The following is a 16,962-nucleotide window of genomic DNA, read 5'->3' as shown; positions in this document are numbered from 1 at the left end:
GGTTTTGCTGCTGCTTGGTGCATCGCAGTTCGATCAATACTGCTACGCAGGCCGTTACACGGATGCTGCGCTGTCAATGCTGAGACAGATCAGGCACTCATTTCGGATCTGACGCCCGGCGCTGTCTGCACCGGATCATCGTTCGGGGCGTATACTCGCACGCCTGGGACGCGCAAGCTGCCAATGGCCAAGCCCGCGTTCATTCGGGCTCGATCTGGCGCAGATTTCAATCTATGATTGATAACAGCAGAGTTCGGCGAGAGGCGTGAACCGGGAGGGGTCCAATGCGTTTCAAGATGCTGACGCTTGTCGCGTTGGTCGCGAGCTTTCAGTTCTTTGGCGCATCCAACCGGCTTGATGCCGCAACTGACGGTGAAGGTCCTCAGGAAGTCCTCTGGCCGACAAAATCCTGGCAGACGTCGAGCCCCGAAGAACAGGGGATGGACTCAGCGAGTCTTGCCCGGCTGATAGAGAATGTCGGCACTTATCAGCAGGACAGCCTGACGATCATTCGTCACGGCAAGATCGTCGCTGATGTCTACTACGCTCCGTACATCGCCGGGGTCAGCCACGATTTGAGATCAGTGACCAAGAGCGTCGTCGGCACGCTGACCGCTATTGAGCTGCAAAAGGGCGAGCTTGATAGCGTTGATCACCCGGTCATCGATCTGTTTTCAGACAAGCAAATCCAAGACGTCGATGACCGGAAAAAGGCGATCACGGTGCAAAGCCTTCTCGACATGACGTCAGGCATCGAATGGCTGGAGAAGGCGTATCGCCCCGGCGAGACCATCATGAAGATGTACGAGAGCCCCGATCGGACGGCCTTCGTGCTGAACCAGCCGATGGCTGGCGCGCCCGGTGCCACGTTCAATTACAATGGCGGCAACCCTTATCTGCTGTCCGCGCTCGTCAACAGGAAGTCCGGGCAGAGCGCCTTCGATTTTGCAAAGAAGGAGCTGTTCGAACCGCTTGGCATCCACAGTGCCCGATGGGGAAATGTGGACGCGCAGGGTGTGACGGACGGCGAAGCGGGCCTGTATCTCGCGCCTCACGACATGGCCAGGATCGGCTACCTGTATCTTCACAACGGGCAGTGGGAGGGAAAACAGCTTATCCCGTCGTCATGGGTCGAGAGGGCGAAGTCCGGGCCCGTCGCAGCGACGTTTGGATTCCACTATGGGAACCTGTGGTGGTCTTATCCCGAAAAGGGCGCCTACATGGCGCGCGGACGGCATTCGCAATTGATCCTGATCATACCGAGGTTGGATGTTATCGTCGTCATGACCGGCGCCCTGCGGGACACCGAATTCTATTCGACCTCCGGGCTGATCGACGACATCTCGGGCGCGGTCAAATCCGACAAGCCGCTGCCCGAGAACCCCCTCGCCAAGGCGTTGTTAACCGACGCGATACGCCGAGCCGCGGCCGAAAAACCGTACGCCATCGGCGGCACGCCGGAGCTGGCCAAGGCGATTTCGGGAAAGGCCTATCATTTCTTCGACAACAGGCTGCGGTTGAAAAGTTTCACGCTGAATTTTTACGACACGGATTCGTCCTGGGTGATCACGACCTATACCGACAAGTCAGATGGCCGGTTCACAGGATTGGTCGGACTGGACGGAACCTATCGCAAGAGCCCTCCGGCGCAGTATGGGATCAACGCCGCAAGAGGGCGCTGGACCGGCGACCATACATTTGTGATGGAGCGCCGGATCCTGGGGCATGGCGAAATCCAGACCTGGGCGCTGACCTTCGACGGCGACAAAGTGAAGGTGAATTTCGAGAACACCGACGGCTTCAAAGCGGAGCTGCGAGGCGAGAGCACCGAGTGAATGCAGCCCGCTGCGATGGCGGGCCCGCTCCTGCAACAGATGGAGCGTAAGCCGCGCGAGTATTCGCATCGGTTTGGTCGACGAGACGGTCATGACTATCTCGCCGACCAAGGAGCCAATTCAGTCCGTTCAGCGTCACGACAGGGACTGCGCGACGCCGGTCCGGCGGCGAAGCCTGGATACTTCGACCGGAGTGATTTCTCCATCGAGCCAGTCCTGCTCGCGCGCCAGGGCCCTCCAGGAATCTTCCAAGCGCTTGAAGTAAATTTTCGTCTGCTTGTCAGTTGTCCGCTTTGCAAGCTTTGAACAGATCACCGCGTTATCCAAGAGATGCTGCGATTGCTTCATGGAAAGTCCTCCCGTTCGAAGGAAACGTAGGCGATCGGCAAGGCCATTCAACGAAACTTCCGTGACGATTTGGTCACGCTCATGAACACCTGTTCATCATGAGCGTCCAGTCGCGGGCAAGCGAACGAAGTCAATTCGCGGCTGCAAATGTCTTGCGCAGCGATTTCCGAACGCGCTTACACCTCGACGTTGCGAGGAGCGGGAACATCACGACATTGTCCGCGTTGAGGGTGCCGTTGGAATGCTTCAATGAAGGGCGACCCATGAACAAAGCAACGCTGAACGGAATCGCAACCGCAGGTGTCCTGGCGCTCGCGCTCGGCATCGCTCCGGCTAATGCTCAAGAGGCTGGACGAACGAAAGTCGGCACACTCACCTGCAGCATATCGCCAGGGGTCGGGATGATCGTCGGGGGACAGCGGCAGCTGAGCTGCATCCTTACGTCGGCGAGAGGCAGAGCACGCGAGCCTTATGATGGCACCGTCAGCACGCTCGGGCTCGACATCGGCGCCACATCCGGCGGCCAACTGACATGGGCGGTTTTTGCGCCGACGACACTGCGCCGCGGCGCGTTGGCGGGAACCTATGTGGGGGCGACCGCCGGCGGCACAGTCGGCGCCGGCGTGGGCGCCAACGTCCTGGTCGGAGGCTCGGACCGCACGGTCACCTTGCAGCCGCTGTCCGTGCAGGCGCAGACGGGCCTGAATATCGCCGCGGGCGTATCCAACATGGAGCTTCGGCCGACCGCTGCGCCGCCTGCACGTCGCAGGGCTCAGTGACTGGAACGAGCCCAACTCATTGCTGCGTGTCGGCGTCCTTGTTCCGGAATGCTTTCTCTCCGGCATCGGACACTTCGACCCACGTCTTGTCGGGTGCGGCGTCGGCGACGTAGTTGTCGTGCCAGTTCCACCACTTGTAGGTCGGGGTCTGGGGATAGCCTTCGGGCGAGTCCTCCCAGACCTCCTGCCGGCCCAGCGGCGTGATGTCGAGATAGTTCCAGGTGCCTCCCATCTGCTCGTCGCCTCGGTTGTTGATGAAGTAGGTGCGGAACACGCGGTCACTGTTGCGGTAGAACACGTTGGTGCCGTGCCACTCGTTGACGCCGAAGTCGGCGTCGAAGCCATCAGTGATGGTGAACCATGGCATCTGCCAGCCCATCCGCGCCTTCAGCCGCGCGATGTCCGCCTGCGGCGCGCGTGAGACGAAGACGAGGGTGGTGTCACGGGCGTTCAGATGGGCGAGGTGGGCGACCTGATCGGCCACCATGGAGCAGCCGCGGCAGGCGTGATCGGGCCAGCCGAACACGCCTAGCTCGAAGAAGGCGCGATAGACGATGAGCTGACGCCGGCCGTCGAACAGGTCGAGCAGGCTGGCCTTGCCCGCAGGCCCCTCGAACGTATACGACTTCTCCACCGCCATCCACGGCATGCGCCGGCGTTCGGCGGCGAGCGCGTCACGGGCGCGGGTCTGCGCCTTCTCCTTCACGAGCAACTGCTGGCGGGCCGCTTCCCACTCCCGCGGCGATACGACCGGTGGTGTGTGCATGGCGCGCTGGCCGCCTTTCCGTCCGTTCTCTGTCGATGTGTTCATGGCTCCGGAAACCTCCTGATTTGGACGAATTCGCGGCCTCGTGGCGTGAGGCGCGATTCCATTCGCCGCAAGTTGGCAGCGGAAATCGAACGGTGAGAGTAACAAGTGTGGCGCTATTCGGTTCGAGTCGCTGATTGCAGCCGCCATGCGCGAGGCAGACATTCCCCCGTCGATTCGATTGTGGCTTGGGGCCCAGAAGCAGAAGTGTCACTGACGCACTATTGGTGCGCTGCCATAAGGTGTTGGGAGCGGCCTCACCAGCTCCCCTTGCTTGATGTGCCGTATGGCTTGATGCAGACTCTGCTATCTCAAGACTTGTCTATTTGAGGCAAATTCGCGACTGAAGGGCAGGCATTGCCTGCGAGGCTGACATATGAGCGCAGGGCTCGACATGTCCGCAGCGCAAATGTTGCGTCATGGGCGCGACGTGCTGTTCGCGCTGTGCCTCGTGGTCGAACTTGTCTTCGGTCGGGTCACGCCGGCCCACGCGCTCGAACAGGTGTCGCTGCAATTGAAGTGGAAACATCAGTTCCAGTTCGCCGGGTATTACGCTGCGGTCGAGAAGGGATTTTATCGCGACAACGGCCTCGATGTCTCAGTTCGCGAGGGCGGCCCTGGCATCGATGCGGGCCTCGAAGTGGCCAAAGGCGCTGCTGATTTCGGCGTGTGCACGACCAGCGTGTTCGTCAACAGCGCCGAACGCGCCAACAACGTCGTCCTCGGTGTGATCTTTCAGCACTCCGCGGCCATCATCCTGGTGCTGCACCGCGCCGGCATCCATGCGGTCTCCGAGTTGAAGGGCCACGCTTTGATGGATGCCCCCAGCAGCGATGACATCGCCGCGATGCTGAAGCACGAGGGGGTCGGCTACGCGGACCTGCCCCGCATCGCCCATTCCGGGAATCCGCGTGATCTGCTCAGCGGCAAGGCCGATGCGATGGTCGCCTACAGCACCAACGAGCCGTATTTGTTTGAAGAGTACGGCACGCCATATCTGGCCTTCTCGCCGCGCGCCTACGGGTTCGACTTTTACGGCGACAACCTCTGCACTTCAAAGCGCCAGATCGCAGCGCATCCGGAGCGCGTAGCAGCGTTTCGCGAGGCGAGCTTGAGGGGGTGGGCCTATGCGCTCGCCCACAAGGAGGAGATCGCCGATCTGATACGAGGCAAGTACGCCGCGCAAAAAACTCAGAAGGCGCTGCTGTTCGAGGCCGCGCGGACCGAGCTGCTGATCGAGCCGCATCTCACGCCGATCGGTCAGCAGAGTGTCGCGCGCTGGAACGCCATCGCGCGCGCTTATGTCGACCTCGGCATGTTGGATGAAGCGAAGCTCCCGGAAGGCCTGATCTATGGGTCTGACGATCAATCATGGCGATCGCAGATGCGGGATCCGAGACCGTGGGCCTTCCTTGCGGTCGTTGCTGGCATCCTGCTGAGCCGGATTCTTTATCGCCGGATTGCGCCCGCAATCGGTGCGCTGCGACTGAGCGCGGCGATGTCGGGATTGTTCGTCCTCCTCAGCATTCCCGCGCTGATATTCATCCTGGCCTACAACTACTGGCAAAACTCGGCCACGATCAATGCGACGCTGAACGACGTCGTGGCCAAGACCAAGCGGGCCAGCATCGATGACGCCCGAGGCCTGGTCAATCCGGTCGAGGCCACGCTGGAATTGCTCGCCTCCTTCGCCGCGGAAGATCCCGAGATATTCAAAAAGGAGGAGAGCCGCGAGTTGCTCCACGAAGCCCTTACATCTGCGCCGCAGATCGATGCGGTCTATGTCAGCTTGGAGGACGGCTATCATCGGGTTGTGACCCGGATCGACGATGACCGCCGGCGCTCCGATCCAAAGATTCCGGCGACAGCGAACTGGCATTCCGGCTATATCGACAGCTTCTCCGGCTCGCCGCGACGGGTCCGGCACCGCACGTTCTACGATACGTGGCCCCACGTCGTAGGGAGTTATGACGTTGGGACAATCGAGGACATCAGGACCCTTGCGGGTTACCAGGCGGCGAAAGATGCCCGCGCACTGATCATCGAGGGGCCTCGGCCAAATCCGGACACCGGCTTTCCAGTCATCATTGTGAGAGTCCCGATCATCAAGGACGGCGCGTTCGTTGGCTGTGCCTCCGCGAATATCACGCTCAACGTGCTGTCGCAGTTTCTCACCAGCCATCGCGCCAGCCCGCGCAGCACCACCGTGATCGCCAATCCGACCGATGGCACGATCATCTCTTATCCTGACCCGAAGAAAGGCGTGAGACTGGAGAACGACCGTCTGGAAATGGCCAGGCTGGATACGATTGACGACCCCAATGTGCGCGAGGCTCATCGGCTACAGAGCGATACCAATCGCGACGATTTCCTGTTCCGGTCGCCGCAGGGCGGCGAAGAGATCAGCGCCTCATTTGCCCGCTTTCCAGGAAGTTTCGGCAAACCGTGGGAGGTTATCACCCTGACGCCGACCGATGATTTTATCGGGACCCTCAAGCGAACGAACAGGCAGATGGTCGCCCTGATCGCCGCTCTCACCGGCATCGAGTTGCTGCTGATCCATTTCTTCTCCCGCAGATTGTCACGGCCGATCGAATGCGTGTCGCAGGACTTGCGGTCAGTCGAGGACCTGACGTTCTCACACGGGGTCGCGACGCCATCAAAGATCAAGGAGATCAAGGAACTCCAAACCGCCGTCAAGCTGTTCGAGACGTCGCTGCGCTCCTTCTCTTCGTTCGTACCGCTGGGCATAGTCAGGAATCTGATCAAGACGGGGACCCCGCTGACGCTCGGTGTCGAACAGCGCTTCATGACGGTGCTGTTCACCGACCTGAAGGACTTTTCCACCCTGTCGGAGCAAATGGCGCCGAATGATCTCCTCGCGCAACTTTCGCACTATTTCGAAGTCGTCTCGCACGCGATAGCGGAGGAGTCCGGTACGGTCGACAAGTTCATCGGTGACGGCATCATGGCGTTCTGGGGCGCTCCGGTCCATCGCGCCGATGATGTGTTGCGTGGCTGCTGTGGCGCGATGCGGGCGACGAGGCGAATGGAACAGCTCAATGCGGACTGGAGCAAGCAGGGGCGACCGTCACTGTATCTTCGGATCGGGCTGCATTGCGCCGAGGTGCTTGTCGGCAATGTCGGTTCAAGCGAGCGGCTCAGCTACACGGTGATGGGAGACGGGGTGAACGTCGCGGCGCGACTGGAGGGCATCAACAAGAATTTCGGAACCACGATCTGCATCAGCGACAGCGTGGTCGAGGCTGTCGGGCCGGAAATCGTGGCAAGGCCTATCAGAAAGGTTCAGGTCAAGGGTCGCAAGCGGGAGTTCATGATCTATGAGCTTCTGGGCATCAAGGCCAGCGACGATCCGGAGCTGAAGGCGTCGGTCAATGCCGCCAGACTGTGCGATTTGACGTGGGACGCCTCGTTACATTTCGAGCGAGGTGAATTCGATCAAGCCGCCCGCTGCTACCAGGGTATTTTGACTGCCTTCCCCGATGATCCAGTTGCAAAGTCGCTGCTCGCGATGTGCTCGGCAAAGGCATCGGCTTAGTCCAGGCGCGCGGCCTAATAGGGCACCGGCGCGTCGAACGTGTTCGGCGTGACGCAGACCATGGCGTAGATGCCGACGAGATAGGACGGCTCGGCCGCGCCGTGCGCGCCGAACTCCTGCACCGCTGTGCGATAGGTCAATTCTGGCAGCACGCCACGGTTCAAAGGCTCAACTGGTTTACGGCCAGCTACTTGCGCTTGGGCCTGATGGCGTCGGCAGTGCCCTGGATGAAGGCCTGGATTTTCACAACGTCCGCTTCCGTCAGCTTGCCGGTGAAATCAGGCATGCCCTTGTCGCGGAACGGACCGTGGAAGACGATGTCCTTCAGATTGGCGATCTCTTCGGCCGGAACGTAGCCGAGATTTCTAATGTTGCCTCCGGGGCCGACACCAGGCACGCCGTGGCAGGCTGCACAGGCCGCCGCGACATAGATGGCACCGCCTTCCCTCACATCCTTCGGATCGTACTTCACGCCCTGCAGGAGACCTTCGGTCTGGTACTTCACGAACTCCGGTAGCTTCGCCTTGCCGCCCAGCGCAAACGTATAGACCGTTCCCGGGTTCTGGAACTCGGTCACTCGCTGAGAAATGCCGAAAGCGCCGCCCCAGCCGACCGCAATCGAGACATACTGTATGTCATCGATCATGTAAGTTGCGGGAGCCGCGACCACGCCGTTGCCGGTCGGGGTTTCCCACAGCTTGGTTCCCTTTGCTGCGTCATAGGCGACAAAGCGGCCATCCGCCGTCCCCTGGAAAACCAAGTTGCCTGCGGTGGTCAGAGTACCGCCGTTCCACGGCGACACGTGCTCGACCCGCCAGACTTCCCTTTGATGCGCCGGATCCCAAGCGAGCAGACGTCCGAATGCGGACGATTTCGGAGGCGTGCTGTTGAAAACGAAGCCGATATTCCCGCCCAGTATGGAGCCAACCTTGCCCGGCGTAGCCGCATTCTGCGTAAACGACTTTTCCGGCGTCACACTAACCGGTATGTGCTGCACCGGAATGTAGACGAGGCCGGTCTGGGGATTGAACGACATTGGATGCCAATTGTGAGCTCCGTCTGGCCCGGGAATGGAGTCGTATGGACCGTCGCCGCGCGCAGGCGGCAACTCGATCGGCCGCCCGTTGGCGTCGTATCCCGTCGCCCAATTCACATCGACGAAGTTCTTCGCCGAGATAAACTTGCCGTTGGTACGATCGATAACGAAGAAGAAGCCATTCTTCGGCGCGTGCAAGATCACCTTACGCAGTACACGGTCGATCATGATGTCGGCGAGGATCATCGGCTGGGTTGACGTGTAGTCCCAATTATCGCCGGGCGTCTCCTGGTAGTGCCAGATATATTGGCCGGTGTCGGCGTTGAGCGCGACGAGCGAGGCGAGGTAGAGATTATCGCCGCCCGACGGACTGCGGAATTTGCGATTCCAGGGAGAACCATTTCCAGTACCGATATAGACCATGTTCAAGTCGGGATCGAACGTGATCGCGTCCCACGGAGTCCCGCCGCCACCGTTGATCCAGTATTTGCCTGCCGGGTCCCAGGTCTTGGCCGCGGCTTCCATCGAAGCGTCTTCAAACGGCTTCGATGGATCCCCGGGCACAGTGAACCAGCGCCAGAGTTGATTACCTGTCTCGGTGTCGTAGGCCGTGACATACCCGCGCGCACCGTACTCGGCGCCGCTCTGGCCGATCACGACCTTGCCGTTGAACGCGCGAGGCGCGCCGGTGATCGTATAGGAATGCGCGTGGTCGATCAGCGTATCTTTTTCCCAGACCTTCGCGCCGGTCGCGGCATCGAGCGCGATCAGGCGGCCGTCATAGGCCCCCACGAATACCTTGCCCTTGTAAATGGCGACGCCACGGTTGACCACGTCGCAGCAGCCCTTGTAGCCCTTTGACCGGTCGACACCTGGATCGAACGACCAGAGTTTTTTTCCGGTCCGCGCGTCAATCGCATGGACCACGCTCCAAGGCGCCGACTGATACATGATGCCGTCGACGACGACGGGTGTCGCCTCGACACCGCGTGATGATTCAAGATTGTAGCTCCAGACCAGCCCAAGATCCTTCACGTTGTCGGTGTTGATCTGATTGAGCTTGCTGAACCGCGTTTCGGCGTAGTCGAGGCCGATGGTTGGCCAATCCTTGGATGTTGTGGCGTTTGCCTTGATGAAGTTGCTGTCGACCGCCGAGGTACTCGCCTTGATGCGGTCGAGCGTCGCGTCGGTGATGCTCTGCGCCGATGCATTGAAAGGGAGAGAAAGACCAAGGAGAACCGCAAGAACAACTTTTATGTTATTGGAGGAACTCTGGATCTTGAACCGATATCCAGGTGTCGTCCCTGGCCATTCACCCTTCAAGTTTGATAGCGCCATGTGTCGTCCCCGGCCTACGCCTTGCGCTGGTTGATATGGCGTATTCAAACTGTCTTCCCGCTACGGCACTATTTCAGTCTCCCGAAAAACGGTTGCAGTTGTAGGCGTGCGGCCGTCACATGGCGGGGACTGCCGATGCCGTTGCCCGGGTGGAGCGTTAGCGTAACCCGGGGCTGCTCGTCGTGTTGATACGGATGTCCCGGGTTTCGCGTTCGCTCCACCCGGGCTACGCAGAGAGACGAACTCGGCTCTTGTCAATCCGGCACCGGCACGTCGAACGTGTTCAGCGTGACAGAGACCATGCAGTAGATGCCGACGAGATAGGACAGCTCGGCTGCGCCGTGCTCGCCGAACTCCTGCACCGCCGCGCGATAGGTCAGTTCCGGCAGCACGCCGCCGTTCACGAGCGCCGAGGCCATGTCAAAGGCGACCGCTTCCTGCCGAGTCAGGTCGACCGGGCGCTGGCCGGCGACGATGGTGGCGAGCTTTTCGTCGGAGAGGCCGCGCGCCTCGGCGACCAGCACGTGAGCATAGAGCTCATAGCCCGAGCGAAAATGCGACCCGGTGACGAGGATCGCGACCTCGCGCACCGGTGCCGGCAGCAGCGGGTTCGAGGCGACGGCCTTCACCAGATCCCAGACCGGCTTGCCGAACCTCGGCTCGCGCAGCCAGGGATTCCAGGGGCCGAGCAGCGCGCCGTCGGCGCGCATGTTCACGAAGCCCTTGAAAATGGCGTTCGATGCCCTTGCGCATGTCATCGTAGAGCGGCTTCTGCTCGTCGGTCAGTTCGGTCGGATCGAGGATCGGAAGGCGCACGGCAAAGCTCCTCTCTCTGATGAAAGCCCAAAGAAGAGTTGAGCGTCGCGTGCATGGCGGCACGAAGCAAGTGAAGTTGCCGTGACATGCGATCGGCAAGATGCGGCCGATCCGGTTCAAAACTCCAGCGGTGCATTGTCCACCACCTCCTTCATCACGAAGAAGGTTCGCGTCTGCCGGACGCCAGGCAGCGCGATCAATTGCTCGCCGTGGATGCGGTTGAAATCTTCCATATCGCCGACGCGGATTTTCAGGAAGTAGTCGAAGTCGCCGGCGACGAGGTGACAGTCGAGGACGAATTTGAGCTTCGCGATCGCCTGCTCGAAGGACGCAAAGCTTTCGGGCGTGGAGCGATCGAGTACGACGCCGACCATGACGAGCGCGCCCTTGTCCACCTTGCGTGGGGCGACGATCGCGCGGACTTCCCTCACGAAGCCTTCCTCGAACAGGCGCTGGGTGCGGCGGTGACAGGTGGCGGGGCTGACGCCGGCCTTCTCAGCCAGTTCGGCGTTGCTCAGTCGGCCATTCTTCTGCAGCAATCGCAGGATCTTGAGGTCGATGCGATCGAGCTTGGCAGTCATGGAAGATTCCTTCATTATTCGACCGGTCTGTGAGAGAAATGGCGGCATGAACGCACATTTGGCGTAGCAGAGCATAAAGCAGTCACTCGAAATAGAGAGCACCTTTCGCGCAGCCGGTGCTAGGAATCCGCATCGACACCACGCCATCAAGGGGGACCACGATGCTGGAAAAATTCGCGCGCTATCCGCTCACCTTCGGGCCGACGCATATCGAGAAACTGGAGCGGCTGTCGAAGCATCTCGGTGGCAAGGTCGAGATCTTTGCCAAGCGCGAGGACTGCAATTCGGGGCTCGCCTTCGGCGGCAATAAATTGCGCAAGCTGGAATACATCATTCCTGATGCGATCGCGTCCAACGCTGACACGCTGGTTTCGATCGGCGGCGTGCAGTCGAACCACACCCGCATGGTCGCGGCCGTCGCCGCCAAGCTCGGCATGAAGTGCCGCCTGGTGCAGGAAAGCTGGGTGCCGCATGAGGACGCGGTCTATGACCGTGTCGGCAACATCCTGCTCAGCCGCGTGATGGGCGCCGACGTGCGGCTGGTCGATGACGGCTTTGATATCGGCATCCGCAAGAGCTGGGAGCAGGCGATCGAGGAGGTGAAGGCCGCGGGCGGCAAGCCCTATGCGATTCCGGCTGGCGCCTCCGTGCACAAATATGGCGGGCTCGGCTATGTCGGCTTCGCCGAGGAGGTGCGGGCGCAGGAGAAGCAGCTGGGCTTCAGCTTCGACTACATCGTGGTCTGCACCGTGACCGGCTCGACCCATGCCGGCATGCTGGTCGGCTTCGCCGCCGACGGCCGCGCGCGAAACGTGATCGGCATCGATGCCTCCTTCACGCCGGCGCAGACGAAGTCGCAGGTGCTCTCGATCGCACGCAATACCGCCGCTCTCGTCGAGCTCGGCCGCGAGATCGTCGAGGACGATGTGGTGCTGCTCGAGGATTACGCCTATCCCGCCTACGGCGTGCCGTCGGACGCGACCAAGGAAGCGATCCGGCTGTGTGCACGGCTGGAAGGCATGATCACCGACCCCGTCTATGAGGGCAAATCCATGCAAGGCATGATCGACCTCGTGCAGAAAGGCTTCTTCCCGGCCGGCTCACGTGTGCTCTACGCCCATCTCGGCGGCGCGCCGGCGATCAATGGGTATGCTTACACGTTCCGAAATGGGTGACGGCATCCACCCCACTGCCGTAGCCCGAATGGAGCGCAGTGCAATCCGGGATTGGCGCGCCCGCGGCATGAGGCCCCGGATTGCGCTTCGCTCCATCCGGGCTACGGGAAACACTTTGTGGTTGACGGATTTTGATTCAAAGAACAAAATAGGAACATTGCGCGCGCAACTTGCGGATGACTTGCGAAGCTTCCTATGATGGGGCGCTGGCTGGGGAGTGAAGTATGAGGTTTGCGATCAGCGCGGTTGTCGCGGCCGCGTGCGTTGTTTTGTCCGTGACGTCGTTGCATGCGCGCGGGCCGTATGGCTCGATCACGATAGGCAACTGGCAGGGCGGCGCCTATACCGACGACAACAGCGGCAACTTCACGCATTGCGCCGCCGGTGCCTCCTACCAGAGCGGCATTTATTTTCTGGTCCTGATCGACGCCCGCGGCAATTGGCGCCTGGGATTTTCCCATCAGGGCTGGCGGTTGACGGCCGGCGAATCCTTTCCGATGACGCTGACCTTTGACGGCCAGCAGCCCTTCAACGTGTATGGGCGGCCGCTTGGGACACAGCTCGTAGCGGTCGACATGCCGCTCAATTCGGCGCTCATCAATCAATTCCGCAAGGCGCGGACGATGAGCGCGTTCGCCGAGGGCCAGCTCTTCCAGTTCAACCTGAACCAGACCGCGCAGCTATTGCCCGCGCTGGTCACTTGCGTCGAAAGCGTCAGGAAGAACGGACTCGCCAATGCCGGTGAGTTCGCGGTCGCACCGCCGAAGCCGGCCCCATCAACGCCGGCCGCGCCGAGTGCCGCCGCACCCAATGCTGCCGCACCGAAGCAGGCCAGGGGCCAGACCGGCACCGGCATCGTGATCTCCAGCAATGGTCACGTGGTCACCAATCACCATGTCATCGATGGCTGCGGCGAGATCACGGGCAATCTCAGCGGCGAGGCACCCGTCAAGCTGCGGCTGGTTTCCGGCGACGAGACCAACGACCTCGCACTGCTGCAGGCGCCGACCCCGTTCAAGGAGGCCGCGGTGATCAGGGAAAATTCCGTGCAAACCGGGGACGGCGTGATCGCGATCGGCTATCCCTTTCACGGGCTCTTGACGTCCGATTTCACCGTGACCACGGGCATCGTCAGTTCGCTGAGCGGCGTTTTCAACGACACCCGCCATTTGCAGATCAGCGCGGCGGTGCAGCCGGGCAATAGCGGCGGGCCGCTGCTCGACTTCACCGGCGCTTTGGTCGGCGTGGTCGCAGCCAAGCTGAACGCGCTCAAGGTCGCGCGGGCAACCGGCAACATCCCCGAGAATATCAACTTCGCCATCAAGACCGGCGCGCTCAGGGATTTTCTCGACAACAGCGTCGTGATGTACCGGGTGACCGAGCGGCGCGAGATGAAGAAGGAGACGGCCGAGATCGCCAAAAGTGCCCGCGGCTTCACGCTTCTGATCTCCTGCACGGCGAATGAGCAAAACGCCAGCGCGAAGAAGCCGGGCAATTAGTCCAACGCATGATTCGAATCAGGTTGAACTGTAGCCGCGGTGAAGCTGCGCTCCCTCTCCCGCTTGCGGGGGAGGGCTGGGGTGGGGGTGCCTCCGCATTGGGACTCCCCGAGTGGAGAGAGCCCCACCCGGCGCTTGCGCGCCGACCTCCCCCGCAAGCGGGAGAGGTGAAGCCAATCCGTAACCGCTTCAATCTGATCGGCTCTCGCTCTGACGCGCGCCTGCGCGTCACTCCGCCCCTCGCAACGTGTGCAGCGTGATCTCCGCCGGGCAGTTGAGGCGAACCGGCAGCAGGCTAGTGCCGGCGCCCACCGAGGTGTAGCCGGCCATCTTGCCGTAGCGCCAGGCGCCGGCGCCGAACTTGCGCGGCAGCCAGGCTTCGAGCTTGATCGCGATGCCGCCGGGCAGGCAGAGCTGGCCGCCATGGGTGTGCCCGCTCAGCATCAGGTCAAAGCTTGCGGCTGCCGCCGCCCGGTACACTTCCGGCGTATGCGAAAGCAGGATTGAGAAGGCGTCGGCTGGAATCGGAGCGGCGGCCTTGCCGATGTCGTCGGCGCGATAGAAATGCGCATCGTCGACGCCGGCGAGATAGATTGCCTCATTGCCGCGCCGGATCACTTCGCACTCGTTGAACAGCATCCGGATGCCCATCGCTTCCAATGCCGGTGTCATTCGGATCGTGTCGTGATTGCCGAGGATGCCGTAGACCGGCGGCTTCAAAGCCGCGATCACCGGCGCAAGATAGTCAAGGCTCTTGTCGAAGGGACCAAAGGTCTGACCGCGATAGTCACCGGTAAGCACGCAAATGTCGTAGGCGAGATCGGCGACCATGCCGGGCAGCCGCCGCATGGCGCCAGCGCTCATGTCGGCGTGCAGGTCGCTGATATGCAGGAGAGTGAAACCGTCAAAGCTCTTCGGCAGCACGGTCGAGGCAAGTTCGTTGCGCCTGATGCACACGAGGTCCGCGTTCTGCCGCGCGCGGCCGTACAGCCCGGTGACTTTCAGCGCCGTCGCGATGACGCCCGGCGCAAGCAGCGAGTTCTCCAGGTTGAAGAACAGCGTGCCCTGGCCGAACAGTTGAGCCTCATGCTCGGTCTCGTCGTTCAGGCGCCGCCGGACATGCTCGGCGCCGATCCGCTTGATCAAGTCCTGAAGGCCCAATTCGTGCATGGCTGCCACCATAGCAAACGGGGATGTCGCCGCCTAACGCCGAGATCGAGGACTTATCCCTCAGTCCTCTTCACCACCGCAACCAACTCGTCGCCGTAATGCTCGAGCTTCTTGTCGCCGATCCCGGCGATGCCGCGAAGCCGGTCGAGCGTCGTCGGGCGCACGGCGGCGATGCCGTCGATGGTGGAATCGTGCAGCACGACATAGGCCGGCACGCCCCGCTGCCGCGCCACCTCGGAACGCCAGGCGCGCAGCGCGGCATGAAGCGCGGGGTTCGCTGCCTTGCCCTGGCCGGTCGCGACCGGCGCTAGCTCGCCGCGCCGCGACTTGGAACGGATGGCGCGGTTGCGCGCGCCTTCCGCCTGCTCGCGCAAGAGAACTTCAGTCTCGCCCTTGAGGACGCCGCGCGCGCTCTCCGTCAGTTTCAGCGCGCCGAAAGCCTCGCCGTCGGCCCAAAGATGCCCCATCGCGACAAGCTGGCGCAGCACCGCGCGCCACTGCTTCTCGTTGAGCTCGCGGCCGACGCCGAACACCGAGAGCTTGTCGTGCCCAAACTGGGTTACGCGCTCGGTGAGGCGGCCGACCAGCACGTCGATCAGGTGCATGGCCCCGAAGCGCTGGCCGGTGCGGTAGACGCAGGACAGCATTTTCTGCGCCAGGATCTTGCCGTCGCGGACGCGCGGCGGGGACAGGCAATTGTCGCAATTGCCGCAATTCTCTTCTGTCAGCGTCTCGCCGAAATAGGCCAGCAGGCGCCGCCGGCGGCAGCCCACGGTTTCCGCCAGCGCCACCAGCGAATCGAGCTTGCCGATCGAGACGCGCTTATAGGCATCCGAGCCGGTGGACTCGTCGATCATGCGGCGCTGCTGCACGATATCGGAGAGGCCATAAGCCATCCACGCGCTGGACGCCTTGCCGTCGCGCCCCGCGCGGCCGGTCTCCTGGTAATAGGCTTCGATGCTCTTCGGCAGATCGAGATGGGCGACGAAGCGCACGTCCGGCTTGTCGATGCCCATCCCGAAAGCAACCGTGGCGACGACGACGATGCCGTCCTCATTGATGAAGCGGTCCTGGTTGCGTGCGCGCACGCTGGGCTCCAGCCCGGCGTGATAAGGCAGCGCCGGGATGCCGGCCGCGCTGAGCGAGGCTGCGACGTCTTCCACCTTGGCGCGCGACAGGCAATAGACCACGCCGGCCTCGCCCGCATGCCGCTCGGTGATGAACGCCTTCAACTGCGCCATCGAATTCACCTTGTCGATGATCTCGTAGCGGATGTTCGGTCGGTCGAAACTCGACACGAAGCGCGGCGCGTCGGTGAGTGACAGCCGTTCGGCGATCTCCTCGCGGGTCAGTTCGTCGGCGGTCGCGGTGAGCGCCATCCGCGGCACGTCGGGAAAGCGCTCGGCGATCACGGAAAGGCCGATATATTCGGGCCGGAAATCATGGCCCCATTGCGAGACGCAATGCGCCTCGTCGATCGCAAACAGCGCGATCTTCGCCTGCGCGAGCAGACTGAGGCAGCGCGACGTCACCAGCCGCTCCGGCGCGACGTAGAGCAGATCGAGATCGCCTGCGATCAGGCGGCGCTCGACTTCGCCTGCTTCCTGCGGCGACAGCGTCGAGTTCAGCACCGCCGCGTTGACGCCGGCCTCGGTGAGGCCCGCGACCTGGTCGCGCATCAGCGCGATCAGCGGCGAGACCACGATGCCGCAGCCCTCGCGCAGCAGCGACGGCAACTGGTAGCAGAGCGATTTGCCGCCGCCGGTCGGCATCAGCACCAGGCAATTGCCGCCATCGGTCACATGCCGAATGATCTCTTCCTGCGCGCCCCGGAACGCGGTGAGGCCGAACACGGAATTGAGCACGCCAAGCGCATCGCTGGTCTCGCCGGACGGACGGTTGAGGACAGAATCCATGTCGGTTTCAGACGCAGTCAAGAAGCGGTGATCGGGAGCCCCGCCGGCGAACGATGCCGGGATATCCGTGTTAAAACACGGTCCAACCACAAACTCAAATGG

11 protein-coding genes and 2 pseudogenes are annotated in these 16,962 nt (G+C 62.0%); 5 read left to right on the top strand and 8 right to left on the bottom strand.

Features of this window, described 5'->3' with window-relative positions; translation table 11 throughout:
- Positions 1–284: 284 nt before the first annotated feature.
- A complete protein-coding gene (locus AC5ZG5_RS34800) occupies positions 285–1,835 on the top strand; it encodes a serine hydrolase domain-containing protein (protein ID WP_456645434.1) in 1,551 nt (516 codons plus the stop codon).
- Positions 1,836–1,970: 135 nt separating this feature from the next.
- Here AC5ZG5_RS34800 and AC5ZG5_RS34795 read toward each other — a convergent pair whose 3' ends face one another.
- Entirely contained in the window at positions 1,971–2,183 is a 213-nt protein-coding gene (locus AC5ZG5_RS34795) for a hypothetical protein (RefSeq protein ID WP_130226723.1), read from the bottom strand.
- A gap of 263 nt (positions 2,184–2,446) precedes the next feature.
- Between AC5ZG5_RS34795 and AC5ZG5_RS34790 the strand changes: the two genes are divergently transcribed.
- Positions 2,447–2,962: a DUF992 domain-containing protein gene (locus tag AC5ZG5_RS34790; RefSeq protein WP_130226722.1), complete on the top strand. Its 516-nt coding sequence runs from the start codon at positions 2,447–2,449 to the stop codon at positions 2,960–2,962.
- A 16-nt stretch (positions 2,963–2,978) separates the two neighbouring features.
- On the opposite strand, the gene AC5ZG5_RS34785 is transcribed toward AC5ZG5_RS34790, so the two are convergent.
- Positions 2,979–3,773, bottom strand: a complete 795-nt coding sequence (locus AC5ZG5_RS34785; protein ID WP_456645435.1) for a DUF899 domain-containing protein — start codon at positions 3,771–3,773, stop codon at positions 2,979–2,981.
- Positions 3,774–4,164: 391 nt separating this feature from the next.
- On the opposite strand from AC5ZG5_RS34785, the gene AC5ZG5_RS34780 reads away from it, so the two are divergent.
- Positions 4,165–7,329 (top strand): ABC transporter substrate-binding protein, encoded by a 3,165-nt coding sequence (locus tag AC5ZG5_RS34780; RefSeq protein WP_456645436.1) that lies wholly within the window; start codon positions 4,165–4,167, stop codon positions 7,327–7,329.
- Between the two features lie 14 nt (positions 7,330–7,343).
- Here AC5ZG5_RS34780 and AC5ZG5_RS34775 read toward each other — a convergent pair.
- The 4 genes and pseudogenes from AC5ZG5_RS34775 to AC5ZG5_RS34760 form a co-directional block, all read right to left on the bottom strand.
- Positions 7,344–7,520, bottom strand: a pseudogene (locus AC5ZG5_RS34775) (carboxymuconolactone decarboxylase family protein); the annotation flags it as partial.
- Positions 7,517–9,703 (bottom strand): PQQ-dependent dehydrogenase, methanol/ethanol family, encoded by a 2,187-nt coding sequence (locus AC5ZG5_RS34770; RefSeq protein WP_456645437.1) that lies wholly within the window; start codon positions 9,701–9,703, stop codon positions 7,517–7,519. The gene AC5ZG5_RS34770 and the pseudogene AC5ZG5_RS34775, both read right to left, overlap by 4 nt.
- 254 nt (positions 9,704–9,957) lie before the next feature.
- Positions 9,958–10,519 (bottom strand): annotated as a pseudogene (locus AC5ZG5_RS34765) (carboxymuconolactone decarboxylase family protein).
- Positions 10,520–10,635: 116 nt separating this feature from the next.
- Positions 10,636–11,100: an Lrp/AsnC family transcriptional regulator gene (locus AC5ZG5_RS34760; protein ID WP_208829249.1), complete on the bottom strand. Its 465-nt coding sequence runs from the start codon at positions 11,098–11,100 to the stop codon at positions 10,636–10,638.
- A 161-nt stretch (positions 11,101–11,261) separates the two neighbouring features.
- Here AC5ZG5_RS34760 and AC5ZG5_RS34755 point away from each other — a divergent pair, with 161 nt between their 5' ends.
- Both AC5ZG5_RS34755 and AC5ZG5_RS34750 read left to right on the top strand, forming a co-directional pair.
- The gene (locus tag AC5ZG5_RS34755; protein ID WP_130226718.1) at positions 11,262–12,275 is read left to right on the top strand and encodes a 1-aminocyclopropane-1-carboxylate deaminase; all 1,014 of its coding nucleotides are present in this window, start codon (positions 11,262–11,264) and stop codon (positions 12,273–12,275) included.
- Between the two features lie 224 nt (positions 12,276–12,499).
- The gene (locus AC5ZG5_RS34750; RefSeq protein ID WP_456645438.1) at positions 12,500–13,774 is read left to right on the top strand and encodes a S1C family serine protease; all 1,275 of its coding nucleotides are present in this window, start codon (positions 12,500–12,502) and stop codon (positions 13,772–13,774) included.
- Positions 13,775–14,002: 228 nt separating this feature from the next.
- Here AC5ZG5_RS34750 and AC5ZG5_RS34745 read toward each other — a convergent pair whose 3' ends face one another.
- Together AC5ZG5_RS34745 and recQ are read right to left on the bottom strand one after the other, a co-directional pair.
- The gene (locus AC5ZG5_RS34745; protein WP_456645439.1) at positions 14,003–14,944 is read right to left on the bottom strand and encodes a metallophosphoesterase; all 942 of its coding nucleotides are present in this window, start codon (positions 14,942–14,944) and stop codon (positions 14,003–14,005) included.
- 53 nt (positions 14,945–14,997) lie between these two features.
- Entirely contained in the window at positions 14,998–16,860 is a 1,863-nt protein-coding gene (gene recQ / locus AC5ZG5_RS34740) for a DNA helicase RecQ (protein WP_456645440.1), read from the bottom strand.
- Between the last annotated feature and the right edge of the window lie 102 nt (positions 16,861–16,962).

It is taken from the genome of Bradyrhizobium sp. Ses1, assembly GCF_059512365.1.
The sequence above is the reverse complement of the archived record's forward strand: the minus strand, read 5'-3'. Positions and strand labels throughout refer to the sequence as shown.